Raw genomic sequence first — 24,537 nt, forward strand, 5'->3', positions numbered from 1 at the left:
GCAGCGGATCATCGTCGATTTGCCGGAACCCGACGGGCCGGCGATGACGATGCGCTCGCCGCGCATGACCTTCAGGTTGATGTCGCGGAGCACGTGGAAATCACCATACCACTTGTTCATGTTGACGATATCGACGGCGACGTCGGTCGCCGACACAGTCATCTTCTTTGCTTGGGCTTCTGCCATGGTCTCTGCCTTCGGTAGCTTGTCAGCCGTACACCGGCGCACCGGCACGGGAGGAAGGAAGGAAAAGATTGGTTCCTCCGCAGACTGTCTGGCGAGCGCCCTGATGGCGCACGCCGCTCGTATCTCGCGCTCAGCCGGGAATGGCGGCGGTGAACTGTATCTCGACCAGAATGTCCGGAAGCCCAAGAACGGACTGGACGGTCGCCCGCGCAGGCGGTTCATCCTTGTCGATCCAATTCACCCAAGCGGCATTCATGTGGTCGAAATCGTTGATGTTGCGAAGCCAGATCGTAGCGCTCAGCAGCATCGACCGGTTGGATCCGATCTGCTCCAGGAAAGCATCTGCTTTCGCCAGGATTTGTTCTGTCTGACCAACCGTATCCTGGCTGCGATCGCCGGCGGTTAGGCCGGAGAAGTAAGCCACGTTTCCATGCACCACGACGCGGCTCAGACGTTCTGTCTTCTCGATGCGCTCTATGGTCACGACCGCGCCCCCATTCCGTTCGTTGCCGCCATGAAGCGATCCGGGCGAAAATCAACGAGGCTTTCATTAACACGGCCGCGAACGACCTCGTCAGCGACAGCCTTGCCCAGATACGGCGCGATCGTCGCCCCGCTATGGGTCACGGCGACATAGTAACCACTGACGCCCGGGACCCAGCCACTGCATGTCAATCGGTCGCTCGGAATCGGCCGCATCGTTGTGCGGATGGATTCAAGATGCTGCGCCTGCGCTGCGGGCACGACCGTTCGGACGGCCTCCAACAGGAGCGAAGCCTCGAGGCCCTTCGGATCGAGGTCCTTGATCTCAGGCACCAGGGAGTCGACCGAGATCTTATGGATCATCAGACGTCCGGCGCCGTCCGGGCGCACATCCAGGTCATCCATGTGAAACTGCCGCTGCAACGTGACCGCCACTGGGAAGGTGAAGCCGAGGACGCCGACATTTGAAGCCATGGGAATGGGAGGAACGCCGCCAAGATCGCGGTCGGCCCAACTTCCGGTGCAATTGATGACAACATCTGCCTCGTAGACAGCGCCGTCTGCAGTCCGCACCGCCTTCGCCGCGCCGGCTTGGACGTCAATCGCAGTCACTTGCGTGAACGGATGGACGACCGCATCCCATTTTTCTTTCGCCGCACGCAAAAGCCATGCAACGTAGAGTACCGGGTGAACCCAACCCTCTTCCGGATAGTAGACGATGGGCGAATCCTTGATCGCCGCAAGATCAATCTCGGGTTCGAGTTCCTGCAACCTGCTCTTGGAGATCCACTCGACACCGTAGCCCCAATCGCGCATCTGTTCAGCGTTTTCCTTCTGCGCCGCCCACTCCTGCGGATTGGCGTACCACTCAATGCTACCCGTCTGCTTGAACCAGGGTGCATGTCCGAATTCCCGGCTGAGATCCAAGTGCGCCCGCATGCCGGCGACATTCAGGGCGAAGTAGGCATGCGGCCTTTTTCCGGTTGCGTTGGTCCACGCATAGCTGGTTGCCGACGCCCCGCCAGCGATCCTTCCGGCTTCCAGAACCGTGACCTTCGCGCCGGCTTTCGCCGCTTCATAGGCAACGGAACTTCCGATAATCCCTGCCCCCAGGACAATGACGCGCATCTTCTTCTCCACTGATTATTTCGACAGCCTCGATCGCTTCGCTAAGGAAGCAGCCGCCGAGGTAGCGACATGTCCAGTTTTTGAAGAAGGGTGCAGTCAGGGTCAAACAACCCCATCGCGGCCGCTTATAATCAATAGTTATGAAGGGCCGATCAGACTGGCGGATCGGCTCAAAGCGACGGAAACTATGAGAAAACACGCGAACGTCGCCGGCGCAGGTTATGAAGTTTGACGACCCCCGCTGTTTCGGCAGCTGCTACATCTAGCGAAAAGTGCAATTGACTTGGGGTTCGGATGTCATCGCATTCTTCGCACGCAGGCGGTTCGGCAGGCACACTGTTGATAATCGACGGCGCCACCGTAGAGAAACTCGTCACGCCTCAGGAAGCCTTCACTGCTGCCGAGGCTGCCCTAAAAAAAACTTCAAGCGGCGTCGCAGATCAGGACATCAGGAGGACATTGGCATTGCCGGGCATGCCCGGATCATGTTTGTCGCTGATGTACGCGTCGATTTCGGGCCAGCCTCATTACGGCGCCAAGGTCCTGTCTGTTTCGCCGCGGAACTTCGATTACGGACTGCCGTCGCATCAAGGCGGAATCCTACTTTTTGAAAAAGAACGTGGTCGGCCCGTCGCCCTGGTCAACGGTCATGCGATCACCGGACTCAGAACGCCGGCTGCGACGGCTGTCGCCACGGCGACACTTGCGCGTCAGAATGCTTCAGAGCTTGCGATCATCGGATACGGCGAGCAAGCCGCACGGCACATCCAAACCATCGGATTGGTGCGCCCTATTGCAAGGATCCGGGTTTGGGGACGCGATCCTGGAAAGGCAGCGACCTTTGCAGCGGCACAGCGGATGGGAGGCTACCCAGCCGAGGTCTTTTCGACGGCGCAGGAGGCAGTTGCGGGCGCCGATATCGTTTGCACCGTCACGTCGGCAAGGTTTCCCGTCCTCGAGGGCAGATGGATCAGTCCCGGAACACATGTGAATGCAGTTGGTGCGAGCGTCGCGGGCCTTCAGGAAGTCGACACGGAATGCGTGGTTCGCTCGAGCGTCTGGGTTGACTACTTGCCCATGGCGCTGACATCGGCGTCAGACCTGGTCGAGCCAATCTCGACAGGGATCATTGATCGCTCGCATATCATTGGCGAGATCGGTGCCGTGCTGAACGGCGATCTCCGCGGTCGCCAGGGCGCCTCCGAAATCACGCTCTATCGCTCGCTCGGCGTGCCCGCCCAGGATATCGAGCTTGCAAATATCGTCTATCAGAAAGCCAAAGCCCTCGGTCTAGGCACCGAGGTATCATTGTGAGGGTTCCCGATGCTCCCCTGCCAAAGACACCTGTTCTCCATTCCTGAAGACGTCATCTATCTGGATGCGGCCTACATGACGCCAATTCCTCAAACGGCCATCGCAGCTGGCGTCCGCGGCGTCAATGTCAAAGCCGCGCCATGGGACATGACGATCAACTCCTACTACGATGAGGTCGAAAAGGCGCGAGAACTTGCAGCGTCATTTATCGGCGCGAGCGCTGAAGACATCGCTATCGTTCCCGCTACCAGCTACGGTATTGCGGTGGCCGCGGCCAACGTCGACGTTCCGTCGGGCTCGGTCATATTGATGATGGAGAACGAACATACGTCGCACCGCTACGCTTGGTACGAGCTTGCAAGGCAGAAAGGCGCACGCGTGGTTACGGTTTCTCGGCGGGCTGGCGAACCATGGGCGCCAGCGATTGTTGCGGCAATCCGGGAATCGAATGCTCCGGTCTCCGTCGTGGCAGGAACCATCGTTCACTGGTTCGAAGGCATGTCTGTCGACATCGAAGCAGTCGCTGAGGCAACGCATCAGGCCGGAGCGAGTCTTGTCATGGATGGAACGCAGTGGGTGGGCGCGGTTCCCTTCGACGTCTCGCGGGTTCGTCCGGACTTTCTCAGCTTCGCGACCTACAAATTTCTCCTCGGTCCGTACCGCCTTGCCTTTCTCTACGCCAGCAAGGATTGGCAAAAAAAGGGCCGGCCGATCGAATTCCATTCCTGGAACCGTAGCGGTGGGGAGCGTCCGGACTTCTATCTCGAAACCATGCCGGACTATCTGCCAGGGGCGCGTCGCTTCGACATGGGCGAGCGCTCGGATTTTGCCGTCCTGCCGATTGCAATTAATTCGCTGGAGTTGATCTGCAGCTGGGGTACTGCGGTCGTTCACGAGCGGCTCATCCAACTCAATCGTCTTGTCTGGGAGGAGGCGGAAATGCTCGGTTTCACCGGACCGAAGCCGGACCAGCGTGCCGGGCACATTTCAGTCTTGGATCTCGGCGACAGATATCGCGACGATCTTGCCCAGAGGCTGAGGGAACACAAGGCGTTCGTTACCGTGCGAGGGACCAAGATGCGGATCACGCCGCACGTCTACAACGACGGACAGGACATCGGCAGGTTCTTCGCGCTGGTCGATGCGCTGACGGCTTGATGCGCAGGTTCCGCATTTCTGACCACCCCGTAAGCTGGGCTAGATCTCACCCAGCGCCTTGATCTCGCGGTCGACGACGTTCATGTAATCCCTGGTCGATTGGATGAGATGCTCGATGAAGGTATCGGCGGCAGAGGACGCGATCGTACCCCAAGGTCGGTAAACGCTCAGATTGATGTCGAGGTGCGGATGGAAGTCGCGGATATCGATTGGCAGGTCTCTTGCCATCCAGGCCGACAGTCTGTCCACGACGGCAATGCCAATGCCGTTGGCCACCAGATTGATGCAGGTATTGGAAAGAGCCGCTTCGATTTTCAATGAACGCTTAACGCCGCGCTCCTCGCACAGCGTGTCCAATTGCCGGCGCATCGGATCGCCCACACCGAGAGACACGAAGTTCGAGCCGTCGAGGTCATCGACTTGAACGACCTTAAGACGACTGAGAGCATGGCCTTTTGGCATGATGCAAACAGGGGGAGTGGCGACAAGCGACCGGCGTACGACAGAGGGTGTTTCATCGTTGACCTCTGCTGCCACCCCGATATCGAGCTGGTTTCGGCTGGCGCGCTGGATGATCGTCGATGAACTTCTGATGTCCAGCGTCACCGCTACATCGGGAAATTGTTGCGTGAATCCTGCTACGATGGAAGGCAGCAGGGTCAAGCCGAACGCCGGAAGCGCCGAAACGTTCAGGCGACCGCTTCTAAGCTCCTTGATCTCCTTCGCTGCCCGCGAGATGCCACGGACAGATTCGAAGACACGCCGCACCTCCGCATAAAGCATGTGTGCCTCCGGGGTCGGGATCAGGCGCTGTCGATGGTTCCGAAACAGAGGGAAGCCAGCTTTGTTCGTGAGCTGAAGAATGATCTTGCTGACGGCCGGCTGCGTGATGTTGAGGGCATCCGCTGCTCGAGTCGTCGTTCCATGCGTCATGACGGCCGCGAAGACCTCAATCTCACGCGGCGTGAACTCCGTGTCGTTTGAAACCAACGGGACCTCCGGTAGCGAACGGGACGACTGCGGTGCAACGATCAATACCGCGATGCGATCCGTTTTTCCAAGAACTTGAAACTGGACGTGATGATGACAGCGAGCAGAAAGTAGGCGAACGCTGCTGCGAGAAGTGGTTCATAAACACGGAACGTCTGAGCCCTCACGAAATTCGCCGCCGCCATCAGCTCGAAAACCGTGATCGCTGCCGCCAACGCCGTCCCTTTGAGGAGCAGAATGTTCTGCCCGCCGATGGAGGGCAGCGCGAGGCGCAAGGCCTGCGGCAAAAGGATGAAGCGCATGATCCGGCGGTCAGACAACCCGAGCGACAGGCCTGCCTCGGTTTGTCCTCTCGGGACACCGAGTATGGCGCCCCGCCATATTTCCCCACAATAGGCGGCAGTGTTCAGCGATAGTGTCAGGAAGGCGTAGCTGTAGGCGCCGCGCAAGAACGGCCACATCGGGCTGTAACGTATCGATGGGACGCCGGCGAGGATCTGGCCGACCCCGAAGTAGAAGATATAGAGCTGCACCAACAGAGGCGTGCCTCGAAACAATAGCACGAAGGCGGTCGCCGGATATCTGAGCCAGCGCCGGTTGGAGATCCGCGCGAAGGCCACCGGAAGCGCCAGCAGATTGCCAACGACAGCGCAGCACAGGAACAGCGCCACAGTCGTCTGCAGGCCAACAAGAATCTGATTTGTCAGATAGACGGCGAAATCACTCATTACCCTCGCCTCCACGCGCGATCGGCGTTCAGTTCGATGACGTGCAGAACGAGCGTCGATATCCCGGACATGACCAAGAAGATCCCGCCCACCGCCGCGTAGAACAACAGATAGTGGCGGGTTGCTCCGGCGGCCATCTTGCCCGCCAGCACCAGTTCGGTGAATCCGATCAGACTGACCAGCGAACTCTCCTTCAAGACGATGAGCCACAAGTTGCCCAACCCCGGTAACGCCAGCGGGATCACCTGCGGCAACGTCACTAGGAAGAACGTCTGCCGACGGGTGAGACCGACCGCAAAAGCCGCCTCCGACTGCCCGCGGGGCACGGCAACGATGGCGCCCCGCAAGACCTCCGTACTGTAGCCCCCCTGAACGATGCCAAGTGAAAACGACGCCGCCGCAAATCCGTTGATCTCGAAGTTTGAAGAGAGGCCAGCCATGCTCACCAGCGAGCGCAGCGCGTCGGTGGCGGTGTAGTAGACCAGGAAGATAATAAGGATATCGGGAACAGATCGAATAATCGTGGTGTAGGCACTGGCAAGCGAAGTTGCCACAAGGTTTTTGGAGAGCTTCGCAACGGCCCCGATGAGGCCCAGGATCAGCCCGGTGATATATGCACTTATCGAGATCCCTAGGCTCAGATAGGCGCCCTTGATGAGTTGGTTCGCCCAGCCGTGATCTCCGAAGCTGAGCAAGGTCAGCCAAGACGATGTCAAATCCATGCAGCACTTCCCGGTCAACTACGATGGTGCCGGCCGCGACTAGGGGGCCAGCACCCATTTGAGCCCAGCGGTCAGTCGCCGTAAATGTCGAAGTCGAAATAGCGCTTCGTTATGGCATCATATTCGCCGCTCGCATGCACGGCTTTCAGCGCTGCATTGAGGCGGTCCCGGAGCGCGGTATCCTCCTTGCGGACGCCGCCGCCGTCCCCGTAGCCGAACATCTTCTCCTGAGGTAGCGTGACCTTCACCTCATATCCCTGCCCTTCCGGCTTCTTCAGGAAATCGGAAATCTGAATGGCGGAAGCCGCGATAAGATCGGCACGTCCGGCCTGCAGGTCGGCGACTTCGTCATCAAGCGTGGGGTAGATCTTGAGATCCGCCACACCCTTGAGTTTGTCCTGTAGGTAGGTGGCCTGCAAGCTTGCCGTCTGTGCCCCGACGGCAACGCCCTTGAACGAATCTGGTTTGGTGACGTCGAAGCTGCGCGTATCGGCCTTGGCGCCGACGAGAACGTTTGGCGAGAAGTAATACTTGTCGGTAAAATCGATCACCTTCTTTCGCTCGTCGGTGATGGACATCGAACTCCATATGACGTCGAACTTCTTCTCAAGGAGAGCCGGGATGATCCCATCCCAAGCGATGTCGACAACCTCGCACTTTGCCTTCATCTGCTTGCAGACGGCATCCATGAGGTCAATTTCCCATCCCTGCCATTTGCCGCTCGCGTCCTTGACGGAGAAGGGAGCGTATGGCTCGGCGGCGACGCCAAATCGGATCACGTCGTTGGCTGCCTGAGAAGGCTTGGCGACAACAAGCGTGGTCAGAACGACCGATAGAACTGCTACAATCGTTTTCACTTTATTCCCCTTTTTTGGTTGCTGTGAAATATCGAATTCCTGCCTGTCAGACCCCCACCTGGCAGAGGGCCGTGCATGTTGAAAACAGCGCCTCCTCCTCATTCGGGAGCATCGAGATCTGGATCGATGCCGGAAGCCCGCCCTCGATCGGCAACGGCATCGCGAGGGTCGGAACGCCAAAGAAGTTCGCCCAGCGCCGGAAGTTGCCGCCGGCCAGTCCGTAGGGAACGAAGTCTTCTCCTACCTTCGTCATCTCGTCTGAAAGACGCGGCGCCAATCCTGGAACCGGGGGAGTGGCGAGTAAATCGACCGATGAAAGCAAGCTCAGAAACTCGCTCCTCATGTCCGACCGGGACGCGACTGCAGACATGTACGGTTTCTCCCCGATCGACGAGGCCGTCGACAGGAAGTCGAGGACGGCCCTTCCGACGCAATCTGGATGACGCTCGACAAGCGAACCATATTGCTGGGCGAACTCGTACATCAGGATGATACGACCGGCTTCGCGAACGTTTTCGGCCCGATTAAAGGGCAAGGTGACGGTGGTCGCGCCCGCGTCCGCCAGCGATCGTAGCCACCGATCATGTGCCCGTGTTACTTCCGGATCGGTCGTCGCGAAGTAGATATCCGGACACAGGCCGACGCGAAGACCTGCTGTTTCGATCGCGCGTGGCTTGGGTGGGACCGCCCCTCGCATCGCGAAATGGACGAGCCGTGCATCCTCGACGCTGTTTGCGATGGGACCAATCGTATCGAAGCTTGGCGCCGTCGCCCGGACGCCGCCGGGATCGATAATTCCGTTTGTCGGCTTCAGGCCGACCAATCCGGTTGCCGCTGCAGTCGATCTGTTGGAGCCTCCGGTATCCGTACCGATGGCGGCTACACAGAAGCCCGCAGCCACGGCGGCCGCCGATCCGCTGCTTGTTCCACCAGTACCTCGTGTTGAATCCAAGGGGTTCACGACTTTTCCATACCAGGGATTGTCATGGTCTCCGCCAGTCAGTTCGTGAAGGTTGGTCTTGCCGATGATGATCGCCCCGGCGGCGCGAAGGTTTCGGACGCAAGATGCATCCGCACCTGCGACAGAATTGCGGAACAGGCGAGAACCAGACGTCGTGGGCCAGCCGCAAACGTCGATCACGTCCTTGATCGCTATCGGTATGCCATGAAGCGTGCCTCTGCGCCGACCGGCCCGAAGCTCGCCCTCAGCAAGACGGGCACCGGCAAGGGCTTCTTCCCGAGCAACATATATCATTGCGTTGCAGTCGGCGTTACCCCGGTCGATGCGCTGAAGACAGTCTTCGATCAAGCGTACAGGAGAGAGGCCATGGTCATAGTCGGCCTGTATCTTCGTGATCGATTGGGGAACAAATCCAGCCATCGTCTTTAGTTCGCCTTTCACTCAGCCCGCTCGCACGATCAAAGGCTAGCAGTTGGATTCAAGTCTTCCTAATTCCGTGGGCCGGGTGGTTGATTACCAATAGTTATGATTGCCAGGAAGCGGTGCTACCCCTTAGCCCTTGAGCAGCTTGCGCATCAGCCGAAGAGCTGCCTTCCTGTTTCTGTGGCTTTGCAGCAGGGCATCGAGAACGCACCCGTTAGCATCGACGGCGCGCCACAGCCAGTACTTCTTCCTCTTGGTCGCCACGACCATCTCATCGAGGCGCCTCTTATCGGCAAAGTTACCGCGAGACCGTCGACGAAGCTGATGGGCGAACATCAGGCCAAATTTCGTCGCCCATTCAGCGACGGTCTGAAACGAGACATCAATGCCGCGCTCGGCAAGCAGGTCCTCGACGTCACGCAGGCTCAGCGGAAATCGATAATAAAGCCACACCGCATGCGCGATGATCTCAGCAGGAAATCGGTGGCGTTTGTAGTAGGCAGACACGTCTTCAGTCATGCCGGTAGACTATCGTCTCGATCCGTACCAGCCCGTTAAGACGACGCTGCCCCTAGCATCAATGAGCTTTTCGTGCATTCGGCACCTGATGCGGTCGGCTTCTATAAGAGACTCGGCTTTTTACCTTTTGAATTGGAAGCTGGCAATTTTAGCAGTGTGCAGTTGCACACAAAGCGATCTAGCTATCCGTTTGCCGGAAAAATCCTAACTTTCTATCGGCGCGAAAGTCAGGGTATGTATGGAGCAAAGTCCGGGAATTTAGCAAAGGAAGGGGATTGGGCGATATCATCGGGTTCTTGGGTAGAAACAGTTCGGCAGAACGCTGCCAAATATGGAGAGCTTGTTGCCGGCATCGATCCCTCGCCCTCCGAGATTCCTTTGTTTTTTGAGCAAGACGACCCTGCATGGATCAGCCGCTTTGTCGATTTCGTTCTGGATACGATCGAGGGACAAGTCGGGTTCGTGAAATTCCAGAGCGCTTACTCTGAGGCATGCGGCTTTGCCGGCCTCACGGCCCTTTCCCTCGGCATGAAGCGCGCAAAGGCTGCCGGCATCGGTGTGATCCTCGACGCTAAAAGAGGCGACATCGGAGCCACCGCCGCCGCCTATGCTCGCGCCTATCTGACGCCGGTATCAGAAGGTGGATCTGGCGACTTTGAGGCCGATTGCCTGACCGTGAATCCGCTGATGGGTCCCGATACGCTCGAACCATTTGCCGAATGTTCCCGCCGTTACGGAAAAGGCCTCTTCGTTCTCTGCCGCACGTCCAATCCGGGTGCGGGATGGCTACAGGACAGAATGACGGGGAACCGACCGATTTCCGATCATGTTGCCGAACTCATCGGAGGTATCGGCCGAGTAGATGACGAAGACCTGAATCCAATCGGCGCAGTCATCGGAGCGACCGTCGCACATGAAGGGCGACGACTGCGAATGCTCATGCCTCATACGATCATTCTGGCACCTGGCTTGGGAGCGCAAGGTGGCGACGCAAGCAGCATCAATGCGCTTCGTGGCAAGCAATTAGGCGATCTTTTGGTTCCGGTGTCCCGCGGCCTCGCGAGTGTCGTTAACCGCGAGATCTCCCCGACAGACTATCGCGAGCTTATCTTGAACCGGATTACTGTGTTCAAGGATGCCATCGCTCATCGTCCTGCCTCCCAGCAGCAGCTAACCGGTGACATGCAATGCCTGAGTTTCAGTCGGTTTATGCTTTAATTAGGCAGTTAAAGGGGGAACGCGGTGCGGCCATTAGGTTCGACCCATAGATAGGATGATTCTTCGCATCCGATTTCACCGAAGTGTTCAGTGCAAGGCAGTCTCGAAATCGAATACACCAAGGTCGGCTCGAGCATTTCGACGGTTTGTGGGCAGATTTTATTAGATTGAGGGGCTGGCTGTGATCCAAACGAAGATCGACATTCTTTGGCTCAGGCAGTGCTGCGCTCTTCACTTGCAGTACTTTCCGGATACTCCGCTTCTAACAAAATTCTGCGACCTGCAGAACCGTATCGAGCAGGACAGTACCGCGCCACTTTTGCATGTCCTCCCAAAAAGCCTGCACATGAGGGTCGCCACGTTGATGGGACGCGAGGAGCCAATTCAAGGTTTCAAATCATGGGCTCTGGAAGATGGAAGGGGCTCGATGTAGGGATATCATCGAAAAGCTTGTTGAGAAGACGCGGCCAATTGATCTTGAATTCACCGAGCTTGCTACGTCGGAGGCCGCCGTCTTCATAAAGCACAAGAACCATCAGAACTGCACAAACTGCGTGCGGCGATCTCACATACCGTCTGCTTCGAAGATTGGCTACCGAGACCGCCAGCCCATATAATCTTGTTCAGGTTTTCTGCCGCAAAATCGATATCAAGGGTGAACGTTGATCCCGGATTTGCCCCGATGGAGGCCACAGTACGATCTCTTCAGTTGCTAGAGGAACTGGTTTATCCGAATATCGAGATCAACAGGCTGAGTGCGCCGCGATTGCTGGGCGTGCGGGATGAAGCTTCGTGAACGCACCGGCAAACACTCGAGTCTTGCTCTCGCGGCCAGCTCGCTTAGCGCTATTAGCATTCTGATGATCCGACCGATATCAATAATCCGATCTTGAGGTGACCAGTCGCGATGCGTCTCATAAGCCGATGGCAGAATTCCGCTGGGGAGCGTGTGCGGATTGCCCTTCGCCTCAAGGGTATCGATCACACCTACGTCCCGGCCAGCTCGCTGCAACGCGGCCAATTTACCGAACTCAACCCCCAGGGACTGCTGCCTGCGCTCGATGTCGGCGGCCGCATCATCGCCCAGTCGGCCGCCATTCTCGACTATCTTGAAACAACATTTCCGGAACCAAGCCTGTTGCCTGCCGACCCCGTGGTCCGCGCCCAGGTAAAGGCCTTCGCAGCCCTGATTTCTTCTGAAATGCATTCCTTGACGGTGCAGCGAGTGAGACGGTTTCTGACGAAGGAATACGGCGTCGAAGACAAGGGCGTTGAGCGCTGGGTTCATCATTGGCTGACATCGGGCCTCCAGGCGCTGGAGACTACGCTTAAGCAACGGCCAGTGCAGTCGGTCTTTGCTTTTGGCGACCGTCCGGGCTGGGCCGACCTGCATCTCATACCGCAGCTGAGCGCGGCGCGCCGGTTGCAGTGCGATCTATCGCCTTACCCGCGGCTCCTGGAGGTGGAACAGCATTGCACTGTCCTGACGCCTTTCGCATGTCACGCCCTGAGGCCCAGCCGGATTTTCCGTCTTCACCGTGATCGCGAGGGCGACCTTGGCGATGTCCAGCCGTCCACTCTGGGCGATTGCGCGACTATGAAGCCAGCCGTCGGAAAATGTCGAACATGTCTTCCACGGAGATTTGGCGCTACCGATAGCCGAGCGCACTAATCATGCCGCGTGCCGTATCGCCGCTGGTGATGTAGAACGTCATCGACGCCAGATAGAGAAGGCTGACCAGGCCCGTGGCAACCCAATAGACGATCTTCTTGATCTTCATAAATAAGTCTCCTCAGGCGAGGCGGTTGGCGAGCAGGTCCCGCAGCCTTCGCGGCTTGCGACCCGACAGGCGCTCGAGGTCGGTGGTGAGGATGTCGTATCTTCCGGCGACGAAATCGCGCTTGATGTCGGTGAGGGCTCCGATCACGACGTCGGGCAGACCTGCCTGATTGAGCCCGCCACGCAGGGCCTCTTCCGTGATGACGACGAACGGGATTGATTTGCCCGTCACCTAGGACAGTATGCTCGCCCGATCCTCGCCGCTCAGCGCCTCTGGACCGGTGACGTTATAGATCGCGCCGACATGGCCCTCGGACACCAATGCGCCGGCGAGTGCGGCAGCGAGGTCGTCACGCGACACATAAGCCACCCACTCGGCCCCTGAGGACATTCTCTGAACGGGCCCCTTCTCTCGCTGGCAAGTTGGGCGCGAAGCCAGCAGGATATATCGAAAGCGCGCGTAAAATATATGACGAGCGGTCGGGAGAATAACGAGCTGCTCAATAAACGCTTGTGAGCGCGGTACAATGGGCGCGACTTCGGATGATGTTCTGGCCGAAATCAAGGACCAAACACCTGGCTTTATCCGCGGGGCGCAGCCTCTTATCAATTTGAACATCCGACCCACCCAGCGTGACCGACGGCACAGTGCTCTCTGAGCACCCGCCAAAAATATCCAAGAGCAAGCGGCGCCTCAGTTGGCTCCCATGATCATTCCGATAAGCTCAGGAACGGATTCCTTCCTAGGAATTGCCGTACCCGAGATGCGCCCCTGCCGCATGACGACGGCTCTGTCCGCAACCTGAACCACGTGATCCATGTTGTGGCTGATAAGAATTACCGAAACGCCGCGCTCCGGAAGCGACTTGATCAAGCGGAGCACCTGAGCTGATTCACGTACACCGAGTGCGGCGGTAGGCTCATCCAAGATGACCACCTTGCTCGCGAACGCCACCGCTCGAGCGACGGCAACCGCTTGACGCTGTCCGCCGGACATCAGCCCGATCTCCTGACCAGGATTCAACGCCTTGATCCCGAGGTTGTTTGCAGCGCCGACCCAACCGGTTGCCTCCCGAGTCTTATTCAGGAAGCCAAAGGGCCCCATCCAACTCGGCCATGTCTTCTCGCGACCGATGTAGAAATTGGAGGAGACATCCAGATTGTCCAAAACGGCGAGATTCTGAAACACCGTTTCTATGCCCGCACGACGCGCATCGCCCGCCGAACTCAGCGAAAGCTTCTCGCCAGCAAGATGGATATCGCCCTCGTCGAGCTGCATGACACCACTGATCGCCCGAACCAGGGTAGTCTTCCCAGCTCCGTTGTCGCCGAGGAGAGCGAGAATCTCGCCCTTGTGGAGGGTCAGGTCCACACCGCCCAGGGCAGTGACGAACCCGTAGGATTTCACGGCGTTGCGCACCTCTAAAACGACGTTGCTGTTCATCGCATTGCCCTCGCCGCACGTGCACGGAGTTTTTCTTCGAAGTATCGACGGAGGACGTCGAGTTCGAGCGCCAAGAGGATGGAAGCGCCAATGGCGATGGCTTCCCAGAACGGAGAGACACTCATCAGGTTGAGACCGTTGCGGATGACCCCGATGATTAGAGCGCCGATCAGGGCGTTGACGATATGGCCCCGACCGCCAAAGAGGCTGGCCCCGCCAATGATCACGGCAGTAACGGCGTCCAGTTCCATTCCCACACCCGCGAGCGGCGAAGCGGCATCCGTGCGGCCGGCATAGATCAGCCCGGCGATGCCTGCGGTCATGCCCGACAGCATGTAGCAGCTCATGATTACCCGGTCCCGCGGAACCCCCAACCATCCCGCAACATCTGGGTTACCGCCAACGGCATAGATCCACCGGCCCCAAAGCGTCCTGAGCGTCAGAACCGCGAGCACCAGCGTAACGAACGCAACGAGTATCGCAGGGACCGGAACGCCCCCAATCGACCCATTGCCAGCGGCTTGCACGAGAGGTGCCATCCCGATGTGCTCGGTGCCGCCGCTCAGAAGAAGCGCCATGCCTCTACCGATACCCAGCGTCGCGACGGTGACGATCAAAGGCTGTGGAATTCCACCCTTCACGATCATGAAGCCGTTGAACAGTCCGAAGAGTGCACCTGCCGAAAGGAAGACCACGACATGGAGTAGACCGTTGTCGATGCCGGAATCCATCATCAAACCGGACAGCACCACCGTCAGACCAAGGACGCTACCTACCGAAACATCGACCCCCCGCACGATGATGACAAGCAGCTGCCCTAGCGCCAGTGTTGCGATCATCGTTGTCTGCGTCAGGAGGTTCTGGAGATTCCGAACCGTTAGGAAATACTCATTGAGGAAGCTCATTATGATTATGAGCGCGATGAGGATCACCGCCGGTCCCGTTCTCAGGATACGCAGCCCCAATCGAATACCGGGTGCTTTCAAAGCTTCGGAGCTGTCCAGCTCCGGCGTAGTCGGTTGGGCATTCGCCGCACCTGCCACGTTATCTGTGTTGGTGGATGACATGATCGAAACCTTCTGACGTCGGCTGCCGAGCCGAAATCGGCTGAAATTACAACTTTGCGCCCCTGAGCGTCGCCCTGGGGCGCAGTCTCACGCTGGTGCCGTGAATTACTTAACGGCGAGCTTCGCCTTGAGGTCCTTCACGTAAGCCTCGGCGTTGTCCTTGGTCAGCGGTGTGGCGACAGGCACGACGGTTACAGGCTCAACGGCTTCGTTCTTGGCGACCTTGACGGCGGTATCGATCGCGGTCGAGCCAATAGCTTCGAAAGGATACGGCACGGTGTATTTCCAGTTGCCATCAGACGCGACCGCCTCTGCACCATACAGCTGACCGCCGATCGACCCCAAAGGCACCTTGCTGCCGCTGGATTTGAGCGCTTGGAGGGAACCCTGTGCGGACACGTCGAACACGTTGAAGATACCGCCCAGATCAGGCGAAGACGTCAACATGTTTTCGGTGATCGTTCGCGCGCTGGCGGGATCGCACTTGGCATCGGCGTCCATAACGACGTTGTACTTCTTCGACTCCGTTGCCTTCTTGAAGCCATCGATAAAGGCATCGGTGTCCGGATTGCCAATCAGGCACCGGATGATGCCGATCTTCGCCCCTTCTGGCACAATCTGGGCAAACAATTCGCCTGCCTTACCCGACGCGCCGGGAATGTCGTAGAGCACGTCGGAGGCGTGCCCCTTCAACTCGGGTAGACCGGTGTCGAAACCGACGACCTTGATGCCCTGCGCCTCTGCCTTCTTCAGCGCCGGGTAGAGCTGTGCGGCCGCACCGCCATGGTTTATAGCGATTACGTTGTAGTTTTCTGTCATCGCCTTTTCGATGGCGGTGATGAAGTAGTTGGCATTGGTGCGATCTGGACCAGCAACGATGTCGATCTGGACGTCCGGGAATTTCTTCGCCTCCGTCTCCGAAGCCTTGTGCATTCGAACGAACGACTGGTCGCCCAGGTACGGATAGATCACAAGCACCTTGGGCTTGTCCGCCGCATACGCGGTAGCGCTCAGCATAGATGCGGCTAGCCCCAGCAGGATGCCGGCTTTCACTGTCAGTTTCATTGGTTCCTCCACTTCCCGTTACGATCGATGTCGCTCCAATCTGAAGCTCACTGTGCCGCCTCGACCTCCTGCGGCTTTCGCTGCCGATACTGTCTGTCCCGGGCATCGAACATGTGAAGCGAGCGCATGGCCCGCCGTAACTCTTCATCCGCAGCTAAGCGTCTGTATTCGGCGTAAAGCTCCTGATAATCCGCCAAGCGATCCTGGTTCGGCTCGAACCTCTGGAGGCTGCGTGCCCCAAGTTGCTCAGCGCCCTCGGCAAACGAGCCGACAATCCCAGCCGCGACGGCACCGTGGATTGCGGCACCGAGCGCAGTCGGGTTTTCAACGTCGGGGACCTCAATAGTCCGCCCCAAAACGTCCGCCATTGTTTGGACGAGAAACGGGTTGTTGCGTGTGAGACCGCTCGTCATGATCACGCGCCGGACAGGAACGCCCGCAGCGAGGGCCAAGTCCAAGATGGTTTTCGTTCCGTAGCAAAGAGCTTCGATGAGGGCCCGATAAATCCCCGCAGCCGTCGATTTGAGGCTCAGGCCAACGAGTAGTCCGGAAAGGGCTGAATCTCCGAGCGGGATGCGGTTGCCGGCAAACCAGTCGAGAGCCATGACGCCGCCTTCGCCCGGGCCGAGCGCTTGAGCGGCTTCGTTGTAAGAGGCGAAGTTTTTTGAGAGGTCGGGGTCGCGAGGAAACGTCTTCACGTACCATGCCAGCATATCGCCGAAGGCCGCCTGCCCTGCCTCGTAGCACCATAGGTTCGGCAGAACGGCACCAAATGCCGCGCCCTCAAGACCGGTCGGCAGGCCTCGTCCCCCGTCGTCCAGGATAAGGAATCCGGCAGAAGTTCCGAGTGCGCCAACGAACACACCTGGGGCGACGGCACCGACAGCAGGCAGAACAACGTGACTGTCGATCACTGCGACGGAGACAAGGGCATCGCCCAGGATGCCGGTGCGTTTGCGCCACTCAGCCGTCAGAACGCCCGCCGCGCTACCAACCTGCAAAGGCGGAGACAGCCGCCGATTCAGCCCGGGCACGACATCTTGCGGGTAGCCTGTTGCTGCGGAGAACTGTGCCTTGTAAGAGGCGAAGTCCAAGCTTCGCATCTCGTTACCGGTAAACTGCCACACAAGCCAGTCGCCCGCCTCGATGAAACGGTCCGTCTCATCCCAGATTGCAGGTGCCTCGGAACTCAGCTGAGCCGCCTTCGCGATCAACCATTCTCCAGACAGCTTCCCACCAAAGTTTTCGAGATACTCGCCGCCGCCAGCGTTGATCGCGTCCGCATGAGACTGGGCCGAGTGCTTCCACAGCTTCACATAGGCGTGCGGGTCTTCAGGGTGGAGTTCAGCGAGGGCCGTTCCATCCGCTCTCGCGGGCATCGGTGACGAACCCGTGAAGTCGATACCGATACCGTCAATGGTCTTTCCGTTTCCTAGCGCAGAAAGAATTTGCTCGGCGGCCTCCGTGTAGTCAGAGGGAACCTGTAGGACGAAATTCGCTGGCAAGACATGGCCCATAAGGGAGGTCGTCAAAATCCCATTGGTGTAGGGGTGGACGTGATGTCCCTCCTGTGCGCCGGTCCGGGAATTCACCAGGATACCGCGGGCTGACTCCGATCCGAAATCCATGCCGATGAGATAGGTGTCGGCCATGCCGTTATCCTTTTCTCGCTTCGAGCATCGTTCTGACACGATCAACGACAGCCTTTGCAGTGATGTTGAAGTGTTCGAAAAGCACCTCGGCGGGGGCGGACTCGCCGAATGTGTCGATACCGACGACCGCTCCGTCGAGACCGACGTATTTACGCCAGTAGTCCGTCACTCCGGCCTCGACAGCGAGGCGCGGCAGGCCGCGCGGGAGGACGATGTCCTTGTAGGCGTTCTCCTGGCGGTCGAAGGCGAAGGTTGAGGGCATCGATACGACGCGGACGTGAATGCCTTCCGCGGCAAGCCGCGTCTGGGCTTCGATTGCCAGTCCAACTTCAGAGCCCGTCGCGATAACGACCGCAGCAAGTGCTCCCCCCTCCTGCTTGAGGATATATCCGCCGCGCCGGATGGCCGCCAGTTTATCGGCGTCGCGGGTCTGGAAGGGAAGGTTCTGTCTTGAGAGGATCAGACTGGTTGGATTGGAGACATTCTCGATCGCGACCTGCCAGGCGACAAGCGTTTCCGCTGTGTCGCAGGGCCGCCAGACGTCCATGTTCGGCATTAGCCGCAACGTCGCAAGCTGCTCGATCGGCTGGTGGGTTGGGCCGTCCTGCCCCAGTGCGATAGAGTCATGCGTAAATACATGGATAGCGCCGACCTTCATCACGGCCGCCATCCGCAAAGCATTGCGGGCATATTCGGAGAACATCAGGAAGGTGCCGCCGTACGGACGTACGCCACCATGGCGCAACATCCCGTTCATGATCGCGGCCATGCCGAATTCGCGGACACCGTAGTAGATGTAATTGCCAGAACCGGACTGGCCAAGCGCACGCGTTCCGCTCCACATCGTTAGGTTCGAACTTGCCAGGTCGGCCGATCCCCCAACCAATTCGGGAACCAGCGGCGCGACAAGCTCCAGAACGTTCTGGCTCGCCTTTCGGGTCGCTATCGTTTCAGCTTTCGCGACTACGGCCTCGAGGCCCTCTTCCATCTTCTCGGCAAATTCCGCCGGCAGCGCGCCGCTCATCCGGCGGTCGAACTCGGCTGCAAGCACTGGGTATTCGGACCGATAACGGTCGAAAACCTGCAGCCATTTTGCTTCTCGCGACGCTCCTGCAGCAGTGGCGTTGAATGCCTCGTACACCGTTGCTGGGATGTCGAAAGGCTCGTCATTCCAGCCCAATACCGCCCGGGCAAGTGCGACCTCGGCAGCACCGAGCGGGGAACCGTGGCTATCGTGGCTATCCGCCTTGTTCGGCGACCCCTTGCCGATCGTGGTGCGGCAGCAAATCAGGGTCGGTCGGTCGGTCTCCGCCTTCGCCTCAGCAATTGCACGATCAACGGCGTCGACGTCGTGCCCGTCAATCCCGCGGATCACGTGCCAGCCATAGGCTTCGAAACGCTTGGGAGTATCATCGGAGAACCATCCGCCGACATGACCATCGATGGAGATGCCGTTGTCATCGTACACTGCGATGAGTTTCCCAAGGCGCAGTGTACCTGCGAGCGAACAGGCCTCGTGACTGATCCCCTCCATCAAGCAGCCGTCGCCCAGGAAAACGTAAGTATGGTGATCGACGATGTTAAGTTCGCTCCGGTTGAACTCAGACGCCAAAAGCCGTTCGGCGATGGCCATCCCGACCGCGTTAGCTACACCCTGCCCCAGTGGACCAGTCGTCGTTTCCACGCCAGGGGTGTAACCGAATTCCGGGTGCCCTGGTGTCCGGCTATGCAGTTGCCTGAATGCCTTGAGATCCTTGACGGTAACGTCGTAGCCGGTCAGATGAAGGAGGCTGTACAAGAGCATCGAGCCATGACCATTCGACAGAACAAAGCGGTCGCGGTTCACCCAGTTAGGGTTGGCTGGATTGTGCTGAAGATGACGCGTCCAGAGTGCAACCCCGATTTCCGCCATGCCCATCGGCATACCGGGGTGACCTGATTTGGCTGCCTCCACGGCATCCATTGAAAGCGCTCTGATGGCGTTGGCGAGTATGGCGTTGCTGTGAGACATATTTTCCATGACTTTATTCATGCGGGAATAGGGGCTGACCTAAGCCACCGGTTGTGGCTTAGGCCGTTGCTTGGGCAAAATCGGCCGCGGTCGCCGCCCCGGTCATTATCGCTACGGCGTCGGACATCGTGACGACTCGTGGATTGACCACGGCAGCGCGCCTTCCAAGTCTGTGGATGTGGATGCGGTCGGCGATCTCGAAGACGTGGGGCATGTTGTGGCTGATCAGGACGATTGAGAGCCCTCGCTCACGAACGCCCTGGATCATGTCCAGAACCTTCCGCGACTCCTTTACACCGAGCGCCGCAGTTGGTTCGTCCAGGATGATCACCCGTCCACCGAACGCACAGGCCCTCGCGACCGCGATACCCTGACGCTGCCCACCCGAAAGCGTCTCCACGCTTTGATGGATATCCTGAACGGTCATCAAGCCAAGGTTTGAGAGATGACGCCGTGCTTCAGCTGCCATCTTTGCTCGATCGAGCAAACGAAACATCGATCCACGCATGCCCCCCACCCGCATTTCCCGTCCGAGAAAGAGGTTGTCGGCGATGGAGAGTGCCGGAGACAGCGCAAGGTTCTGGAATACCGTTTCGATACCGGCTGCTCGCGCGTCCATAGGGGACTTAAAGGCGGTCAGCTTGCCGTCCAGCCTGATTTCCCCGGCGTCCGGGATGACCGCGCCGGCGAGCGCTTTGATCAAGGTCGACTTGCCAGCCCCGTTGTCCCCGATAACCGCAAGGATTTCTCCCCGGCGCAGTTCGAAGTCGGCGCCGTTAAGCGCGACGACATTGCCGTAAGTCTTGGTGAGGCCACGACCTTCAAGAGCGAGTCCCTGGCTCATGCCGCAACCCTCCGAATCCACTGATCAACGCCGACGGCGGCTACGATTAGAATTCCGACGGAGAACTCCTGCCAAAGTGCATCGAGCCCAGCGAGTGCGAGACCGTTGCGAAACACACCAACGATGAGTGCCCCGATCAGGGTTCCGACGATCGTCCCGCGACCACCGAAGAGGGAAGTTCCGCCGATGACCGTTGCCGTGATGGAGTCAAGGTTTGCAGTCGAGCCTGAGGTGGGGCTGATAGCGCCCACGCGTCCGATCAGTGCCCAAGCGCCGATAGCCGAGATAAGACCAGCGCATCCGTATACCGCGAGCAACACGCGCCGTGTATTGATACCGGCAAGTCGAGCAGCATCGGGGTCATCACCGGTGGCGTAGACGTGCCGACCGAACGCTGTGCGGTTGAGTACGTACCAAGCGCCGGCAGCAAGAGCGAGCATGAGGACGGTCCCCATGGTGATGCGCGCTCCGCCGATTTGAACGGCTGCGCCCATCCACTGCAGGATCGGAGCAGCCTCGGCTACTTCCTGCCCGCGGATTGTCTGGCTGCCGGAGTACCATAGGTTCAGCGCACCGAAGACGCTCCAACTGCCCAGGGTAACGATGAAGGGAGGTAGGCGCACGTAGGTGACAAGCACGCCGTTGATCAGGCCGCAGAGAAGCCCGGCTGCTAGTCCGATAAGGAAAGCGAGTTCAGGTGGCAAACCGGCGACGATTGCGAGGCGACCCATCATGGTCGATGTCAGAACCATGATAGCCCCAACAGACAGGTCGATACCGGCGGTTAGGATGACGATCGTTTGCGCGATGCCGATTATACCGATGATCGTAACCTGCTGCAGAATGAGCGACAGATTGAAGGGCTGGAAGAACCGTCCGCCAACGACCACCGAGAAGACAATGACGCTAGCGGCCAAGACGATGAAGGGCACCATCGTTGGGTTGCTGTGAAGAAACCGCTGCAGCCGACCGAGGGGGCTATTGCGCTTGTTTTCGAATACAGCGACCGCATCGTCACTTTCTGAAAGACGTGCTTCGAAGCTGGCCGACGTCGCCGCCACCTTGTTTGAATCTGTCATGAGGATACACCCTATTTGGGCTCGCTATGAAGCTGCTGACGCTGGTCCCGCTGATCGACGGCGGGTCCAGGTAGCGAGTTGCTCGAAAGCGAGCGGAGTTAGGTTGACGATAGTGTCCGGGCGCAAAGCACCCGGAGCACCTACGGGATCAACCCCAGCATGCTTTCAAGGCCTCATCGGACGTGATCGAGTCGACGCCGGGTACCGGTTTGTCGGTCACGAGCGTGACACCTGTGTTGAAGAAGGGAAGACCTGGGCTGGCCTCTGGCTTGTTGCCGGATTTCACGTATTCCACGATAGCCTCGACACCGAGCGAAGCCATCTTCAACGGATATTGCATCGATGTCGCACCGATCACGCCTGCCTTGACGTTCTTTACGCCCGGGCAACCGCCGTCGACTGACGTAATGAGCACTGACCCCTCTTTTCCGGTTGCCTTGAGCGCTTCGTAAGCACCGGCAGCGGTCGGCTCGTTGATCGTGTAAACGACCGACAGGTCGTTATCCTTCTGGAGAAGCGTCTCCATGCCCGTACGGCCACCCTCTTCCGATCCCTGGCCCCACTGATGGCCAACGATGCGGTTGTCGTCTTCATCGAGGTAGCGCGAGACATCCTTTGGATCGATGCCAAAGCCCTTCATGAAGCCCTGATCTCGGGCAACGTCGACAGTCGGCTGGTTCTCCAAAGCATCCAGGAATGCCACCTTCGCTTTGGTGGGATCTGCAACGCTTTTTGCAGCCCAGGCACCGATCAATTCGCCCGCCTTGAAGTTATCCGTTGCAAAAGTGGCATCGGCAGCGTTAGCCGGCTCGAGCGGGGTGTCGAGAGCGATAACAAGAATGCCCGCCTTGCGAGCCTGCTCGACGGCGGAAACCAGGGCCTTCGTGTCACTGGGAACCACGAGAATACCCTTCGCGCCCGCGGAGATCAGGTTCTCGACGGCGGCCACCTGGCTGTCGTTGTCGCCGTCGAACTTCCCGGCAAAGCTTTGAACCTTCACTCCACCGAGTTCCGCCGCTTTCGAGGTCGCACCCTCACGAATCTTGGCGAAGAACGGGTTAGCGTCCGTTTTGGTAATAACGCCGATGAGGATGTCCTCGGCAAGGACGCTCCCTGGCAAGCCAGCAATGCCAGCGCCGACGAGAAGTGCAGCTAGGCCCAAGCGCCGTGACGAGACGCTGTTGTGCAAGGCGTTTTTAAGCTGACGGATCATTTAAGTACCTCCCAGATTGACGAACCGAGACCCCTCCGAGGCCAATCGGTCTTAACGCGAACGTTAATGAACCGTGTTTTGCTCTCTGTCAATCATATCACCCATATCTTTTGTATAATTTTATACGTAATTAGCCACTATTAAGTTGATTTTGGTCCGCGGTTTTGGAAAAATCTTCGTGCCGGCCTCGTCACGCGGCGTAAGAAATGTAAGAAAATGAGCATTCATGACTGACAGGATCCATCCATGCCCAGCACCAACCAAACCCACGGGAAAACTAGGCAGAGGGGTGCGGGCGACGTCAGCTCCGACAAAGCAAGCGGACAGATTCTCTCACTTGTAGGATCTGGCAGAGCCCGATCGCGGAGCCTGTTGACCGAACTGTCGGGCCTCTCTCGAGCGACAGTTCATCAGAAGCTGGGGAATCTGATCGATGCCGGGCTGATCAGAGAAACGGAGGAAACGCTTCCAAGCGGGGGCCGCCCGACTCGGGCGTTGGACCTGAACAGGGATTTCGCGGTCGTACTATGTGCCGACATTGGCGAACAGCATATTCGGGTAGCACTTACCGACCTTCGCCCGGCGATATTGGCGGAAATTTCCGAAACGTTCGATATCCTTCGCGGCCCGACGATCGCCCTTGAGTGGATCGAAGAGCAGTTTGAAGCGCTTCTCGCTGCCACCGGTAAAGCTACGAGCGATGTGATTGGAATCGGTATCGGCCTTCCAGCACCCGTGGACTACGCCAATGGCCGTGTTGTAGGACCGTCGGTCCTGGTCGGATGGGATAATTTCGACATCCGTGGGCATCTTGGCCAAAGATTTGGCGTGCCGGTCTATGCAGAGAACGATGTGAATCTTCTCGCTCTCAGTGACCATCGGCTACGCCGTTCGACTGTCAGCGAAATGGTTTTCGTGAAGATTGGTACGGGCATCGGGAGTGGAATTATCACTGAAGGCCGGCTCTACCGCGGGGCTCAGGGTGCCGCTGGTGATATCGGACATATACAGTTTGCTCGGGAGCCAGCGCCCCTATGTCGATGTGGGAAGGTCGGCTGTGTTGAGGCGCGGGCGGCAGGTTGGGCGATTGCTCGTGAACTTCGTGATGAAGGGATCGAGGCTCGAAACGCACGAGATGTAACCCAGCTAGTGCGGGCGGGCCAGCCATTAGCTATCCATCTGGTACGTGAGTCCGGACGCATCCTTGGCGAGGTCATGACCAGCCTTGTAAGCATCCTAAACCCAGAGATGATCGTAATCGGCGGCACGCTAGCAATATTGGACGATCATCTCCTCGCCGGCGTTCGGGAACTTGTCTACAAACGTTCGCTGCCACTTGCTACCAGAGAACTGGATATAGTCATCTCGCCTCCGGACCCTGACGCCGGGATTGTCGGCGCGGCGTTCCTCGTCATTGAGGAACAAATGAAAGAGGCGAACGTAGACGGCGTAATAACGCGCCACAGCCAGCGACTCTCTAAGCGCTCTTCGCTTGTGTCATAGAAAATCCGCGTTTTCTGCAGGCGTCGCAACTGACGGGACTGAGGTCATTGGCTTATTGCGCGAAGAACGCATCTGGTCACCGTTCGCGCTCGCGGTGAGCCTGATCTCGATGAGCGTGACGAAGGTCAATCTCATGGGTATCAGGTCAGAGCGAACCGTATGTAATGGGTAAGCGTTAAAGGAGGTATGCCC

24 protein-coding genes and 1 pseudogene are annotated in these 24,537 nt (G+C 58.5%); 5 read left to right on the forward strand and 20 right to left on the reverse strand.

Annotated elements, in window-relative coordinates; all coding sequences use genetic code 11:
* The 3 genes from AC1DUP_RS34430 to AC1DUP_RS34440 form a co-directional block, all read right to left on the reverse strand.
* The coding region (locus AC1DUP_RS34430) for an ATP-binding cassette domain-containing protein (protein ID WP_477837001.1) at nucleotides 1-186 on the reverse strand (186 nt) is incomplete at its 3' end.
* Between the two features lie 130 nt (nucleotides 187-316).
* On the reverse strand, nucleotides 317-670 hold the full coding sequence (locus AC1DUP_RS34435) for a RidA family protein (protein WP_115038224.1): 354 nt from the start codon (nucleotides 668-670) through the stop codon (nucleotides 317-319).
* A complete protein-coding gene (locus tag AC1DUP_RS34440) occupies nucleotides 667-1,797 on the reverse strand; it encodes an NAD(P)/FAD-dependent oxidoreductase (protein ID WP_115038255.1) in 1,131 nt (376 codons plus the stop codon). The genes AC1DUP_RS34435 and AC1DUP_RS34440 overlap by 4 nt, the downstream gene beginning before the upstream one ends.
* A gap of 339 nt (nucleotides 1,798-2,136) precedes the next feature.
* Here AC1DUP_RS34440 and AC1DUP_RS34445 point away from each other — a divergent pair, with 339 nt between their 5' ends.
* The gene (locus tag AC1DUP_RS34445) at nucleotides 2,137-3,111 is read left to right on the forward strand and encodes an ornithine cyclodeaminase family protein (RefSeq protein WP_477837003.1); all 975 of its coding nucleotides are present in this window, start codon (nucleotides 2,137-2,139) and stop codon (nucleotides 3,109-3,111) included.
* A gap of 9 nt (nucleotides 3,112-3,120) precedes the next feature.
* A complete protein-coding gene (locus AC1DUP_RS34450; protein ID WP_477837005.1) occupies nucleotides 3,121-4,269 on the forward strand; it encodes an aminotransferase class V-fold PLP-dependent enzyme in 1,149 nt (382 codons plus the stop codon).
* A 39-nt stretch (nucleotides 4,270-4,308) separates the two neighbouring features.
* On the opposite strand, the gene AC1DUP_RS34455 is transcribed toward AC1DUP_RS34450, so the two are convergent.
* The 6 genes and pseudogenes from AC1DUP_RS34455 to AC1DUP_RS34480 form a co-directional block, all read right to left on the reverse strand.
* Complete coding sequence (locus AC1DUP_RS34455; RefSeq protein WP_477837007.1) at nucleotides 4,309-5,259, reverse strand: LysR family transcriptional regulator; 951 nt, start codon at nucleotides 5,257-5,259, stop codon at nucleotides 4,309-4,311.
* A 41-nt stretch (nucleotides 5,260-5,300) separates the two neighbouring features.
* Nucleotides 5,301-5,987: an ABC transporter permease subunit gene (locus tag AC1DUP_RS34460; protein ID WP_115038258.1), complete on the reverse strand. Its 687-nt coding sequence runs from the start codon at nucleotides 5,985-5,987 to the stop codon at nucleotides 5,301-5,303.
* Nucleotides 5,987-6,709 carry an ABC transporter permease subunit gene (locus AC1DUP_RS34465; RefSeq protein WP_115038260.1) on the reverse strand — a complete coding sequence of 241 codons (723 nt, stop codon included), beginning with the start codon at nucleotides 6,707-6,709 and terminating at the stop codon, nucleotides 5,987-5,989. Before AC1DUP_RS34465 ends, AC1DUP_RS34460 begins: the two co-directional genes overlap by 1 nt.
* Before the next feature lie 71 nt (nucleotides 6,710-6,780).
* Nucleotides 6,781-7,566: a transporter substrate-binding domain-containing protein gene (locus tag AC1DUP_RS34470; RefSeq protein ID WP_115038262.1), complete on the reverse strand. Its 786-nt coding sequence runs from the start codon at nucleotides 7,564-7,566 to the stop codon at nucleotides 6,781-6,783.
* A 46-nt stretch (nucleotides 7,567-7,612) separates the two neighbouring features.
* Nucleotides 7,613-8,947 (reverse strand): amidase, encoded by a 1,335-nt coding sequence (locus AC1DUP_RS34475; RefSeq protein WP_115038263.1) that lies wholly within the window; start codon nucleotides 8,945-8,947, stop codon nucleotides 7,613-7,615.
* A gap of 138 nt (nucleotides 8,948-9,085) precedes the next feature.
* A pseudogene (locus AC1DUP_RS34480) lies at nucleotides 9,086-9,469 on the reverse strand (IS6 family transposase); the annotation flags it as partial.
* Nucleotides 9,470-9,541: 72 nt separating this feature from the next.
* On the opposite strand from AC1DUP_RS34480, the gene pyrF reads away from it, so the two are divergent.
* Complete coding sequence (gene pyrF, locus AC1DUP_RS34485; RefSeq protein WP_477837010.1) at nucleotides 9,542-10,687, forward strand: orotidine-5'-phosphate decarboxylase; 1,146 nt, start codon at nucleotides 9,542-9,544, stop codon at nucleotides 10,685-10,687.
* A gap of 907 nt (nucleotides 10,688-11,594) precedes the next feature.
* Nucleotides 11,595-12,359, forward strand: a complete 765-nt coding sequence (gene maiA, locus AC1DUP_RS34490) for a maleylacetoacetate isomerase (protein ID WP_477837012.1) — start codon at nucleotides 11,595-11,597, stop codon at nucleotides 12,357-12,359.
* On the opposite strand, the gene AC1DUP_RS34495 is transcribed toward maiA, so the two are convergent.
* From AC1DUP_RS34495 to AC1DUP_RS34545, 11 genes are all read right to left on the reverse strand, one after another.
* Entirely contained in the window at nucleotides 12,337-12,468 is a 132-nt protein-coding gene (locus tag AC1DUP_RS34495; protein ID WP_477837014.1) for a hypothetical protein, read from the reverse strand. The two genes, maiA and AC1DUP_RS34495, sit on opposite strands and share 23 nt — an antisense overlap.
* Nucleotides 12,469-12,480: 12 nt before the next feature.
* Entirely contained in the window at nucleotides 12,481-12,699 is a 219-nt protein-coding gene (locus AC1DUP_RS34500) for a Rossmann-fold NAD(P)-binding domain-containing protein (RefSeq protein WP_115038267.1), read from the reverse strand.
* Nucleotides 12,700-12,858, reverse strand: coding sequence for a Rossmann-fold NAD(P)-binding domain-containing protein (locus AC1DUP_RS34505; protein WP_162805124.1), 159 nt, complete (start codon nucleotides 12,856-12,858; stop codon nucleotides 12,700-12,702).
* Between the two features lie 303 nt (nucleotides 12,859-13,161).
* Nucleotides 13,162-13,911 carry a sugar ABC transporter ATP-binding protein gene (locus tag AC1DUP_RS34510; protein ID WP_115038269.1) on the reverse strand — a complete coding sequence of 250 codons (750 nt, stop codon included), beginning with the start codon at nucleotides 13,909-13,911 and terminating at the stop codon, nucleotides 13,162-13,164.
* Nucleotides 13,908-14,978 (reverse strand): ABC transporter permease, encoded by a 1,071-nt coding sequence (locus tag AC1DUP_RS34515; protein WP_115038270.1) that lies wholly within the window; start codon nucleotides 14,976-14,978, stop codon nucleotides 13,908-13,910. The genes AC1DUP_RS34510 and AC1DUP_RS34515 overlap by 4 nt, the downstream gene beginning before the upstream one ends.
* 105 nt (nucleotides 14,979-15,083) lie before the next feature.
* Nucleotides 15,084-16,043 carry a sugar ABC transporter substrate-binding protein gene (locus tag AC1DUP_RS34520; RefSeq protein ID WP_115038273.1) on the reverse strand — a complete coding sequence of 320 codons (960 nt, stop codon included), beginning with the start codon at nucleotides 16,041-16,043 and terminating at the stop codon, nucleotides 15,084-15,086.
* A gap of 47 nt (nucleotides 16,044-16,090) precedes the next feature.
* The gene (locus AC1DUP_RS34525; RefSeq protein ID WP_477837017.1) at nucleotides 16,091-17,695 is read right to left on the reverse strand and encodes an FGGY-family carbohydrate kinase; all 1,605 of its coding nucleotides are present in this window, start codon (nucleotides 17,693-17,695) and stop codon (nucleotides 16,091-16,093) included.
* Between the two features lie 4 nt (nucleotides 17,696-17,699).
* Complete coding sequence (tkt, locus tag AC1DUP_RS34530; protein ID WP_477837032.1) at nucleotides 17,700-19,706, reverse strand: transketolase; 2,007 nt, start codon at nucleotides 19,704-19,706, stop codon at nucleotides 17,700-17,702.
* A 58-nt stretch (nucleotides 19,707-19,764) separates the two neighbouring features.
* Entirely contained in the window at nucleotides 19,765-20,550 is a 786-nt protein-coding gene (locus AC1DUP_RS34535; RefSeq protein ID WP_113334940.1) for a sugar ABC transporter ATP-binding protein, read from the reverse strand.
* Nucleotides 20,547-21,629 carry an ABC transporter permease gene (locus AC1DUP_RS34540; protein WP_113334939.1) on the reverse strand — a complete coding sequence of 361 codons (1,083 nt, stop codon included), beginning with the start codon at nucleotides 21,627-21,629 and terminating at the stop codon, nucleotides 20,547-20,549. Before AC1DUP_RS34540 ends, AC1DUP_RS34535 begins: the two co-directional genes overlap by 4 nt.
* Nucleotides 21,630-21,777: 148 nt before the next feature.
* Entirely contained in the window at nucleotides 21,778-22,842 is a 1,065-nt protein-coding gene (locus tag AC1DUP_RS34545; RefSeq protein WP_115038279.1) for a substrate-binding domain-containing protein, read from the reverse strand.
* A 372-nt stretch (nucleotides 22,843-23,214) separates the two neighbouring features.
* Between AC1DUP_RS34545 and AC1DUP_RS34550 the strand changes: the two genes are divergently transcribed.
* Entirely contained in the window at nucleotides 23,215-24,345 is a 1,131-nt protein-coding gene (locus AC1DUP_RS34550) for an ROK family protein (protein ID WP_477837020.1), read from the forward strand.
* Nucleotides 24,346-24,537: the final 192 nt, after the last annotated feature.

Source organism: Rhizobium sp. 01L419 (assembly GCF_056400025.1).

Excerpts from the sequence above, each read along its gene's own strand:
- AC1DUP_RS34540 (WP_113334939.1), bottom strand. The coding sequence starts at position 21,629 with ATGACAGATTCAAACAAGGTGGCGGCGACGTCGGCCAGCTTCGAAGCA.
- AC1DUP_RS34460 (WP_115038258.1), bottom strand. The coding sequence starts at position 5,987 with ATGAGTGATTTCGCCGTCTATCTGACAAATCAGATTCTTGTTGGCCTG.
- tkt (WP_477837032.1), bottom strand. The coding sequence starts at position 19,706 with ATGTCTCACAGCAACGCCATACTCGCCAACGCCATCAGAGCGCTTTCA.
- AC1DUP_RS34520 (WP_115038273.1), bottom strand. The coding sequence starts at position 16,043 with ATGAAACTGACAGTGAAAGCCGGCATCCTGCTGGGGCTAGCCGCATCT.
- AC1DUP_RS34465 (WP_115038260.1), bottom strand. The coding sequence starts at position 6,709 with ATGGATTTGACATCGTCTTGGCTGACCTTGCTCAGCTTCGGAGATCAC.
- AC1DUP_RS34440 (WP_115038255.1), bottom strand. The coding sequence starts at position 1,797 with ATGCGCGTCATTGTCCTGGGGGCAGGGATTATCGGAAGTTCCGTTGCC.
- AC1DUP_RS34495 (WP_477837014.1), bottom strand. The coding sequence starts at position 12,468 with ATGAAGATCAAGAAGATCGTCTATTGGGTTGCCACGGGCCTGGTCAGC.
- AC1DUP_RS34525 (WP_477837017.1), bottom strand. The coding sequence starts at position 17,695 with ATGGCCGACACCTATCTCATCGGCATGGATTTCGGATCGGAGTCAGCC.
- maiA (WP_477837012.1), top strand. The coding sequence starts at position 11,595 with ATGCGTCTCATAAGCCGATGGCAGAATTCCGCTGGGGAGCGTGTGCGG.
- AC1DUP_RS34515 (WP_115038270.1), bottom strand. The coding sequence starts at position 14,978 with ATGTCATCCACCAACACAGATAACGTGGCAGGTGCGGCGAATGCCCAA.
- AC1DUP_RS34545 (WP_115038279.1), bottom strand. The coding sequence starts at position 22,842 with ATGATCCGTCAGCTTAAAAACGCCTTGCACAACAGCGTCTCGTCACGG.
- AC1DUP_RS34505 (WP_162805124.1), bottom strand. The coding sequence starts at position 12,858 with ATGTCCTCAGGGGCCGAGTGGGTGGCTTATGTGTCGCGTGACGACCTC.
- AC1DUP_RS34510 (WP_115038269.1), bottom strand. The coding sequence starts at position 13,911 with ATGAACAGCAACGTCGTTTTAGAGGTGCGCAACGCCGTGAAATCCTAC.
- AC1DUP_RS34450 (WP_477837005.1), top strand. The coding sequence starts at position 3,121 with ATGCTCCCCTGCCAAAGACACCTGTTCTCCATTCCTGAAGACGTCATC.
- AC1DUP_RS34475 (WP_115038263.1), bottom strand. The coding sequence starts at position 8,947 with ATGGCTGGATTTGTTCCCCAATCGATCACGAAGATACAGGCCGACTAT.
- AC1DUP_RS34535 (WP_113334940.1), bottom strand. The coding sequence starts at position 20,550 with ATGAGCCAGGGACTCGCTCTTGAAGGTCGTGGCCTCACCAAGACTTAC.